At 38.5% G+C, this 506-nt stretch carries 1 protein-coding gene; it reads left to right on the top strand.

Annotation, left to right across the window (positions count from 1 at the left end; genetic code table 11):
• Nucleotides 1–506: hypothetical protein (locus N1032_RS28110; protein WP_259544043.1), on the top strand; the 506-nt coding region annotated here is incomplete at both ends.

Below are 506 nucleotides of genomic sequence, written 5' to 3'. Positions count from 1 at the left end.
ACTATGAAGAATTTGGTTCATTCAAACAAGTCTATAATGACACATTCAAAACACTGTTTGAAAACCAGTTATCAGACCAAGCCAGCAGACAGATCATTGACTTCGTTGAAAACGTGGCTCCAAACTTTGCCAAAGCTGGTTACACACCTGAGTATTATAAAGGAGTGTTCTCATTCCAGTATGTCAAAAAAGGTGAAAGAATTATTGGTTCTCCAAAGATCAGAGCATCTGGTGCAGAACTAAGAAATCAAGTTAAGACTGCTGCAAACTTCCAAATCGTAGCTAAAACAAAACGTGGTAAACTGCTACAACAGATTGCTGCTGCAAAAGATGGTTATTTGAAAGAGCGTCTTGAAGCACAACTTGCTAGAATAGATTTGGACATACAAGAACTCATCAGACCTACTGAAACACCGCTCGATGAAGCAGGAAATGCTATTGCATCAGAAGTTTCAAACCTGAACTCTAATGTGCCTGAAATAATGGACAGGATAACAACAGAAAAC

Origin of the sequence: Herbiconiux daphne (genome assembly GCF_024979295.1) — a bacterium.
GTDB lineage: Bacteria > Actinomycetota > Actinomycetes > Actinomycetales > Microbacteriaceae > Herbiconiux > Herbiconiux daphnes.
The sequence above is the reverse complement of the archived record's forward strand: the minus strand, read 5'-3'. Positions and strand labels throughout refer to the sequence as shown.